Source organism: Streptomyces niveiscabiei (genome assembly GCF_001419795.1).
GTDB lineage: Bacteria > Actinomycetota > Actinomycetes > Streptomycetales > Streptomycetaceae > Streptomyces > Streptomyces niveiscabiei.
Window position 1 is genome coordinate 1 of record NZ_LIRL01000354.1, and the last position, 8,661, is coordinate 8,661.

7 protein-coding genes are annotated in these 8,661 nt (G+C 70.2%); 4 read left to right on the forward strand and 3 right to left on the reverse strand.

Going from position 1 to position 8,661, the window contains the following annotated elements; all coding sequences use genetic code 11:
• Positions 1-35: 35 nt before the first annotated feature.
• From AOK24_RS18015 to AOK24_RS18025, 3 genes are read right to left on the reverse strand one after another with little or no spacing between them, the layout of a single operon-like run.
• Complete coding sequence (locus AOK24_RS18015) at positions 36-803, reverse strand: enoyl-CoA hydratase-related protein (RefSeq protein WP_055721101.1); 768 nt, start codon at positions 801-803, stop codon at positions 36-38.
• Positions 804-817: 14 nt separating this feature from the next.
• Complete coding sequence (locus AOK24_RS18020; protein WP_055721102.1) at positions 818-2,065, reverse strand: ferredoxin reductase domain-containing protein; 1,248 nt, start codon at positions 2,063-2,065, stop codon at positions 818-820.
• Complete coding sequence (locus AOK24_RS18025) at positions 2,062-3,597, reverse strand: amino acid adenylation domain-containing protein (RefSeq protein ID WP_055721103.1); 1,536 nt, start codon at positions 3,595-3,597, stop codon at positions 2,062-2,064. Before AOK24_RS18025 ends, AOK24_RS18020 begins: the two co-directional genes overlap by 4 nt.
• A 483-nt stretch (positions 3,598-4,080) precedes the next feature.
• Here AOK24_RS18025 and AOK24_RS18030 point away from each other — a divergent pair, with 483 nt between their 5' ends.
• The 4 genes from AOK24_RS18030 to AOK24_RS18045 form a co-directional block, all read left to right on the forward strand.
• Positions 4,081-5,571: an MFS transporter gene (locus AOK24_RS18030; protein WP_055721104.1), complete on the forward strand. Its 1,491-nt coding sequence runs from the start codon at positions 4,081-4,083 to the stop codon at positions 5,569-5,571.
• A 243-nt stretch (positions 5,572-5,814) separates the two neighbouring features.
• Positions 5,815-6,936, forward strand: a complete 1,122-nt coding sequence (locus AOK24_RS45980; protein WP_079056864.1) for a hemopexin repeat-containing protein — start codon at positions 5,815-5,817, stop codon at positions 6,934-6,936.
• A 19-nt stretch (positions 6,937-6,955) separates the two neighbouring features.
• Positions 6,956-8,422 carry a hypothetical protein gene (locus AOK24_RS18040; RefSeq protein WP_055721105.1) on the forward strand — a complete coding sequence of 489 codons (1,467 nt, stop codon included), beginning with the start codon at positions 6,956-6,958 and terminating at the stop codon, positions 8,420-8,422.
• Positions 8,422-8,661 (forward strand): hypothetical protein (locus AOK24_RS18045; RefSeq protein ID WP_159051910.1); only part of this gene is annotated, 240 nt, incomplete at its 3' end. The genes AOK24_RS18040 and AOK24_RS18045, both read left to right, overlap by 1 nt.

Consider the following 8,661-nt stretch of genomic DNA (forward strand, 5'->3'; position numbering starts at 1 on the left):
GGGGCCGAGGGAACCGGGGGTGGGGCAGGCGCTCGCTAGCGCCCGCTGAACCGTGGCGGGCGTTTCTCCAGGAACGCCGTCATGCCCTCCCGCTGGTCGCCGGTCGCGAACAGGCCGTGGAACGCGCGGCGTTCGTAGCGGATGCCGTCCCTGAGGCCGGTCTCCAGCGCCCGGTCGACGCAGTCGCGGGCCGCCCGGACGGCGAGACGGCCGTACGAGGCGATCGTCGCCGCCGCCTCCAGCGCCTCCGGAACCGCCCGGTCGTCGGGGACCACCCGGGACACGAGCCCGGCGCTCTCCGCCTCGCGGGCGTCCATCGTGCGGCCGGTGAGGACCAGGTCCATGGCCTTGGCGCGGCCGACGAGGCGGGTGAGGCGCTGGGTGCCGCCGATGCCGGGGATCACGCCGAGCTTGACCTCGGGCTGCCCGAACCGCGCGGACTCCCCCGCGATCACGAGGTCGCACATCATCGCGAGTTCGCACCCCCCGCCGTAGGCGACGCCGTTGACGGCGGCGATCTTCGGGACGCTCAGGTCGGCGAACTCCTCCCACGCCCCGAAGTAGTCCTCGGCCACCATGTCGGCGGCGCTCTTCCCGGCCATCTCCCTGATGTCGGCGCCGGCCGCGAACGCCCGCTCGGAGCCGGTGAGGACGACGCAGCCGACCGTGTCGTCGGACTCCAACGGCCGTACGGCGTCGAGGAGTTCGGCGAGCAGTTCGGAGCTGAGCGCGTTGAGGACCTGCGGCCGGTGCAGGCGGACGAGCACGACACCCTCGTACCGCTCGGTCTTGAGATGACGCATCGTCACCATCCTTTCTACGAGTCCCAGATCGCGCCGTAGGCGGGTATTCCGCGCTGTTCGAGGCCGTGGACGACCTGCCAGGTGAGCTTCTTGTTGGAGATGCAGATGACCGCCTCGGCGCCGAAGTCGCGGTAGGCGGCGTACGCGAGGCCGACCATGTCGGGTTTGCCGTGGCGGGAGGTGTCCCAGACGACCGCGTCGGGCTGGACGGCGAGGATCTCGTCGACGAGGGCGTCGCCGTAGGTGACGCGGGGGTCGCGGGTGGCCCAGACGAGGCGGGAGGGGACCTCGGCGGCGAGGAGGTGGGGCAGGCAGGGGCCGATGCCGCTGCCGGTGGCGACGTACACCACCTTGCTGAAGAGGACTTCGATGTTGGCGACCCCGGCGGTGGTGATTCCCTTGACCCACACCTTTGTTGGGAGGTCGTCGATGAACTTCCCCGTCCAGTCCCCCGCCCGCGAGATGGTCAGCCGGAAGCCCGGACTGCCCGGTGAGGGGACGTTCGCGAAGGAGTGCCACTCCGTGAGCGGGCTGCGGCTGACGGCCGTGGAGGACCCGGCGAAGGGGGTCTCGCCGTAGTCGAAGCGGGCCAACACCACGTGCGGGGACGGCCGTTCGACCCGTACGTCGACCTTGCGCAGCCGCAGCCAGGGCAGCGCGACGCTGAACGTGACGGCCGCGAGCACCGCCGGTTCGAGGGGCCCGGTCGCCGTCAGGACGGTGTGCGCCCAGAAGAGGGCGAGGGCGCTCCAGCCGCCGAAGCGGTGGATCTTCTCGAAGTGGTCGTGGTGCCGGGACCGGAAGGGCGGCAGCGCGGTCGCGACGATGCCCAGCAGCAGCACGAGCAGCGCCCAACTCACGGCCATGACGGCCCTGTCGGTGGTCGTGAGGGTGAGCGCGGCGAACCACGCCGTCCCCGCGAGCGCGCCTCCGACGTGCAGTCCGCCGAAGTGGTAGACCTTGCCCAGCGTCCAGCGGACCCGCAGCGGCCAACTGACCGGGGCTGAAGTCGCCACCCGGAAGAGGAAGTTGATGACGTACTGCTGGCGGATGAGGATCGCCAGCGCGAGGTTCGCGAGGACCGCGTGGGCCATGCCCTGTTCGGTGACCGGCCAACTCGCGTACAGGCACGCCCCGTTGACCAGGAACACCGTTGCCGCGAGCCGGTTGTAGTGCATCAGCCGGGGGTGCTTGAGGAGGCGGCGCGGCAGAGAGGTCAGGGCGGGGAGCGGGGTGCCGGTGCGGCTCAGCTCCGTCGTCATCGGGCCACCGCCGGGCGGTCCGGGGCGAGTTGGAGGAGCGCCGGTTTGTCGATCTTGCCCCGGTCGGTCTCCGGTAACGCTGTCAGGGGCATGACACTATCGGGTACGCAGTAGTACGGCAGCGCGTCGGCGACCGCGCGGCGGGCCGTGTCGGGGTCGACGTCCGCCGGGCAGACGAAGGAGACGAGCGTGCGGTCGTCGCGCTTCAGGGTGACCGCGCGCACGACACCCGGCACCTGCTCCAACACCGAGGAGACGGAGTCGAGTTCGACGCGGAAGCCGCGTACCTTCACCTGGTCGTCGGTGCGGCCGAGGTGTTCGAGGCGGCCGTCCGGGGTCCAGCGGCCGAGGTCGCGGGTGCGGAACATGCGCCGGCCGCCGCCGAGGAACGGGTCCGGGGCGTAACGCTCCTTGTTCAGACGGTCGTTGGGATCGTCGGTGAGGTAGCCCGCCGACACGCAGTCGCCGCCGGCCCACATCTCGCCGACCTCACCGATCGGCAGGGCGCGGCGGTCGGCGTCCAGGACGTACACCGTGTTGTTGGGGGTGGGGCGGCCGATCGTGAGGAGGGGGTTCCTCGGGTCGTGCCGGGACATGGTGTTGACGATCGTCGTCTCGGTCGGGCCGCAGCAGTTGAAGAACGCGGCCCGGCGCGCCCACGCGTCGGCGAGGGGACGCGGGCAGGGTTCTCCGGCGACCGCGACCGCGCGCACCCGGGGGCAGGCGGCCGGGTCGATGCCGGACAGGACCGTCGGGGTGGCGATCAGGACGGTCGCCGTGCGGGCGGTGGCCGCGATGTCGCGGTCGCGGATGACGAGGGTGGCGCCGTGCGCGAGGCAGCCGAGGATCTCCCAGGCCGCCATGTCGAAGGCGATGTTGAGGAGTTGGGCGACGCGGTCGCCGGGGCCGATGCCGAGCGAACCCGGTTCGGTGAGCAGGAGGTTGGCGACGTTGCGGTGGGTGACCTTCACACCGTTCGGGCGGCCGGTGGTGCCTGAGGTGAACAGGACGTAGCAGCCGTCGTCCGGCCGGGGGACGGGGAGTTGGCGCCGCGCCGGGGGCAACGGCTCGTCCAGGTCGATGAGTCGGTGGCCCTGGTCCGGCGGAACCGGGACGCGGTGCGCGTGTTCGGCGAGGGTGAGGATCACGCGGGTGCGTGCGGTGCCGATGACGTGGGCTAGTTGGGCGGGCGGCGCGAGGCCGATGTCCTGGGGGACGTAGGCGGCGCCCGCCTTGAGGATGCCCAGCAGGCCGACGAGCATCGGCAGGGAGCGGCGTACGAAGAGGCCGACGTGGTCGCCGGGGCGGACGCCCTCCGCGTACAGGCGTGCCGCCAACGCCTCGGCGTACGCGTCGAGTTGGGCGTAGGTGAGGGTCCGGTCGCGGTGTTCGGCGGCGATCGCGTGCGGGGTGGTGGCCGCGTGCCGGGCCACGGCCCGGTGGATCAGCGGGTCCGGCACGAAGGCGGCGGGGCCGGTGCCGTGGAGCAGGAAGAGCCGCTGGTCATGTGGGGTGAGATGGCGCAGAGGCATGGTCGGGGGACCTCCTGGCTGCTTCGAGTGTCGGTGACATGGCCGCCAAGTGCTGCGGCCTGCCCGGGAGTTCGAACGCCGTGCGGGTGTTGGTGCGGAGGCCGTGCGGGATGGTGCGGATGCGCTGCGCGGCGATCGGGCGTGGCCGCGCGGGGCGGGCGCCCGTCGGCGGGACCGTGCGGGGACACCCGTGTCGGTCGACTGTAGCGGTGGTTCTTCAACGCTCAAGCGTCTGGGACCGGCCAAGTAGCGGTGAGGAATGAGTCACTTGTGGCCGATGCCGTCGCTTCAGCAACTCGGGCGGGGGGTGGCGGCGACTGGAGTGGGGGATTGCGCGCCGGGCTCGGGGGGCGGGCTGGAAGGGTCGCCGAGGTGCGCTCACCCCTTCTTGCGCACACTGTTCCGCGTGGCGTACGGTGTGCGCAACGGCAGCGAGAACACCGTACGCATCAGGCGCACGATGTTCGCAAGGGAGGGAATCCGATGGACGGACACGGCAGGAGCGGGCGGCGCTGGTGGATTCTGGTCGTGCTCTGTCTGAGCACGGTCGTGCTGACGATCGACAGCATGGCGCTCACCGTGGCGGTCCCGTCGATGACCTCGGACATCGGCGCGAGCGCGCAGGACACGCAGTGGATCCTCGACTCCTACATCCTCGTCTTCGCGGGCCTGCTCCTGACCTCCGGCAGCCTCGGCGACCGGTTCGGGCGGCGCCGGGTGATGCTGATCGGCCTGGTCCTCTTCGGAGCGGCCTCGCTCGCGGCGGCGTTCTGCACAACTCCCGCCGAGGTCATCGCCGTTCGGATCGCGATGGGCGTCGGCGGGGCGCTGATCATGCCGTCGACGCTGTCGATCCTGATCACCGTCTTCGACGAGGAGGAGCGGCCGAAGGCGATGGCCGCGTGGGGTTCGGTGTCGATGCTGGGGCTGGTCGGCAGCCCGGTGCTCGGCGGCGTCCTCATCGACCACTTCTCCTGGCACTCGATCTTCTTCCTCAACGTCCCTGTCGTGGCACTGGCGTTGGTCGCCGGGGTGACCTTGATGCCGGAGTCCAGGGCGCCTTGGCAGAAGGCGGACCCGATCGGCGCCGTACTGTCCGCCGTTGGGATGACCGCGCTGGTGTGGTGGATCATCGAGATCCCCCAGCACGGTGCGTTCGAGGGCCGTTCGGCGCTCACCCTGGTGGTCGCGGTGCTGGCGCTCGCCGGGTTCGTCGGGTGGGAGAACGTCACCGCGTCGCCGATGGTCCCGCTGGTCCTCTTCAAGCACCGTAATTTCAGCGGGGGTTCGCTCTCGCTGGCGCTCGTCCAGATCGGCAACGGCGGTCTGCTGCTGGTGCTCACCCAGTACCTCCAGTTCGTGCTCGGCTACTCGCCGGTCGAGGCGGGGCTCGCGTTCCTGCCGCTCGCGGTCGCCGCGCTGGCCGGCAACGGGGGCGGCGTGAAGCTGTCGGCGCGGTTCGGGAACCGGGGCGTGATCTTCGCCGGGATGCTGGTCATGGTGGCGTGCTTCGCCCTGATGACCACGGTCGGCGCGGACAGCGGCTTCACGACTCCCGCCGTGGCCCTCGGACTTCTCGGCCTCGGCGCCGGGCTCGCGATGCCGGCCGCCGTCGCCGCGCTGATGGGCACCATCCCGGCCGACAAGGCCGGCGTCGGCTCCGCCCTCAACGACACGATCCAGCAGGCGGGTACGGCGCTGGGCATCGCGATCCTGGGCTCGCTGCTGACCAGCGGGTACACGGCGCGGATGCCCGAGGACGCGCCCGAGGCGGCCCGGCAGTCGATCGCCGGGGCCACGGAGCCGGGGGTGCTGGGCGCCGCGCGGTCGGCGTTCACCGAGTCGATGGGGACGACGTTCACCGTGAGTGCGGTGGGGGTGCTGGTAGCGGCTGTGGTGGCGGTGCTGGTGATGCGGGACGGGAAGCCCGAGGTGGCCGAAAGGGCGGTGGAGGAGGCGGAGTTGGCGGCCTGATCGCTCGCGCTCGCGGAACGGCCGGTGCCCTCTCGGGGGTGCCGGCCTTCCTCGCGTATTCACCCGAACGAGGACGCCTGCGGGGACAGAAGGTGACGGTCGGCGGGACAGACATCCAGGGACCGATGCCCCAGACCTAGACCCCAGACCGAGGCCCCAGAAGGACGGGACAAGCACCCCAAGCGCTCATCACACCGATCCCGTTAGAAATGAGTACATAACCCACCGACGAAAGGCCGTGCCATGGGCGGCGTACCCGAGGCGTACTTCCTCACCGGCTCGACGGTGCGGACCTTCAACATCGAGACGGACTCCGCCGACCCCGACTTCGACCAGCAACTCTCGGACACCTGGGCGGGGTTGCCGCCCGGCTGGGAGGAGGGGATCGACGGGGCCGTGGACCTCGGGCAGGGGTATCTGTACGTGTTCCGGGGCACCGAGTACGTCCGTGTCCCGTACGAGACGCGCGAGGTCGAGGCCGGCTACCCGCTGCCGATCAGCGGGAACTGGGCGGGGCTCGCGTTCGAGACGATCGACGCCGTCATGAACTGGGGCGACGGCAAGCTCTACTTCTTCTACGGTGCGCAGTACGCCCGTTACGACCTGCCGGGCGACCGGCAGGACCCCGGCTACCCCAAGGCGATCGCCGCCGGCTGGTCCGGCGTCGACCCTTCCTGGGTCGGCACCGGTCTCGACGGCGCGCTCAACCCCGGCAACGGGCATGCCTACTTCTTCAAGGGCACGCAGTACGTGAGCGTCGACTGGGGGACCAAACGGCAGGACGGCGTCCCGCAGGCCGTGTCGGAGCAGTGGGCGGGCCTGGTCGGGCCGTACGACGCGGTCTGGTCGGCGGCGGCGTCCGCGCCCTCGAAGGTGGGCGACTTCGTTGCCCGGTACGGGAGTTACGCGGACGCGAGCGAGACGGCGACCGGCGTTCCCGCGCTGGTGACGCTGGGGCAGGCGGCGCTGGAGTCCGGGTGGGGCGAGAAGGCGCCGGGCAACAACTTCTTCGGCGTGAAGGCGAAGGCGTCCGATCCGCCGGAGACGCGTCAACTTGTCCGTACACATGAGGTGTTGAGCCGTCCGGACGTGCCGTTCCCGGAGGTCATCTCGGTGGCGCCCCGGGCCGACGGAAAGTACGACTACGACGTGCGCGACTGGTTCCGGGTGTACGCGAGCCCCGAGGAGTCGTTCTCGGCGCACGGCAACTTCCTGAGGGACAACGGGCGTTACGCGCCCGCCTTCGACCACACGGACGATCCGTACGCGTTCGCGCGGGCGGTCGCCTCGGCGGGGTACGCGTCGGCCCCCACCTACTACGACGTGCTGGCGAGCACGATGCGCTCGATCGCGGCGCACCGGTAACCGGAAAGGCGGATCCGCCATGGCGTACAAACTGGCAGACCTCGGCAATCTCTTCCGCAACCAGCTCTTCGCGATCCTGACCGGCGGCGACGGGACCGTGCCGCCCGCGAAGGACTCGTTCATCACCTGGTGCATGCCCGGACTGCCGTACGAGCCCGCCGACTTCAGGTTCGCGGCGGAGGGCATCGCGGCGGGGAGCACCGTGGCGGAGCAGCGGCTGCTGCTCCAACAGGCGTACAACTTCGCCTCGTTGATCGACTACATCCCGGATGTGACGTCCGCGTACTCGACCGACCGGCAGGAGGGGGTGTGGCGCAACGCGAGTGGGGCGCGGCTGAGCGAGATCTACGGACAGATCCTCAAGTTCTCGCTGGTGATCGACGATCAGCTCACGCCGGAACAGCAGAAGCGGCTGGAGCGGATGCGCGGGCTGCTGCGGGTGACCAAGACGGTGAAGGACATCATCACCGAGGAGGAGAAGCAGGTCACCGAGGACAGTCCGATGCAGAAGGCGTACAAGGCCGGCATGCAGGCGTACGCGCAGGCCGCGACGGTGTACAACGCGAAGCGGACGGCCGCGCAGACCGCGACCGGCGAGGCGGGCATGCAGGCGGTCGCCGACTGGTCCAACAACGCGGAGCTGTACCGGATGCAGGTCGCCGCCGCGATGGACGACTGGACGACGAGCGGCTACAAGAACGAGGTCGAGCAGATCCACGCGTACGTCGACCAGACGACCGAGAAGTCGATGCTGCTGTGGAAGCGGAACCTGGAGAACTTCTACGACCTGGGCACGCTCACCGGCGCGTCCGGTCCGGGCCAGCGGTTCTACTACACGACCGTCGTCCCCGGTGACTTCGCGACGGCGAGCGGCTGGACCGAGTACAACGTCTACCACAGCCAGGTCGACTCGCATCAGCACACCGAGAACACGTCCTGGTCGGCGGGCGGCGGCTTCGGGTTCGGGTTCTGGAGCGCGAACGCCGGGGTGCAGTCCAACTCGACGCAGTACGACTCGAATTACGCGGTGGACGACTTCGCGATGACGTTCAAGCTCGCCCAGGTCCAGATCGTACGGCCCTGGTTCTACCCGGAGTTCCTGGAGAACCGGGGGTGGGATCTGCGCAAGGGGCACGGCTGGAACTACGACCAGATGCCGTCCGACGGGGGTGCCCCGCCGCAGGGCCGGTTCATCGGCTACCCCCTCCAGGCGGTCTTCGTGAAGGATGTCGCGATCCGCTCGGCCTCGTTCGCCTCCGCCCTGCACACGTACAGCAGTTCGTTCTCGGCGAGCGCCAGCGTCGGCTTCGGGCCGTTCCGCGCGCGGGGCAGCTACAGCCACCAGGAGTCCGACCGGCGCTACCACTTCGAGAGCGACGGCTCCACGATCACGATCCCCGGCATGCAGATCATCGGCTTCGTCAACCATCTGCTGGGCAAGACGCCTAACCTGCTCGACGGCATCGACCCGAACTCGCTGGTCTGATGGACGAGTTGGGCGTGTGGGCCGCGTCCCCCGTGGACGCGGCGTCCCTCTTCGGCCTCGGCGCCCATTTCTGGCGCCAGTTGACCGACGCCGACCACCTGGTCTCCCTCCCGGTGACCCCGCTCGTCTACAAGGACGCCGAGTTCCGCCTCGAAGGCGGTCTGGACGCCCGGCGGGCGGCGGTACTCGCGGAGTTCTCCGAACTCGCCAACCGCGTTCCCACCCACCCGGTCTGGACC

What these genes read in the sequence shown, in the direction of transcription:
- AOK24_RS18015 (WP_055721101.1), bottom strand. Translation starts at nt 803, where the DNA reads ATGCGTCATCTCAAGACCGAGCGGTACGAGGGTGTCGTGCTCGTCCGC.
- AOK24_RS18020 (WP_055721102.1), bottom strand. Translation starts at nt 2,065, where the DNA reads ATGACGACGGAGCTGAGCCGCACCGGCACCCCGCTCCCCGCCCTGACC.
- AOK24_RS18025 (WP_055721103.1), bottom strand. Translation starts at nt 3,597, where the DNA reads ATGCCTCTGCGCCATCTCACCCCACATGACCAGCGGCTCTTCCTGCTC.
- AOK24_RS18030 (WP_055721104.1), top strand. Translation starts at nt 4,081, where the DNA reads ATGGACGGACACGGCAGGAGCGGGCGGCGCTGGTGGATTCTGGTCGTG.
- AOK24_RS45980 (WP_079056864.1), top strand. Translation starts at nt 5,815, where the DNA reads ATGGGCGGCGTACCCGAGGCGTACTTCCTCACCGGCTCGACGGTGCGG.
- AOK24_RS18040 (WP_055721105.1), top strand. Translation starts at nt 6,956, where the DNA reads ATGGCGTACAAACTGGCAGACCTCGGCAATCTCTTCCGCAACCAGCTC.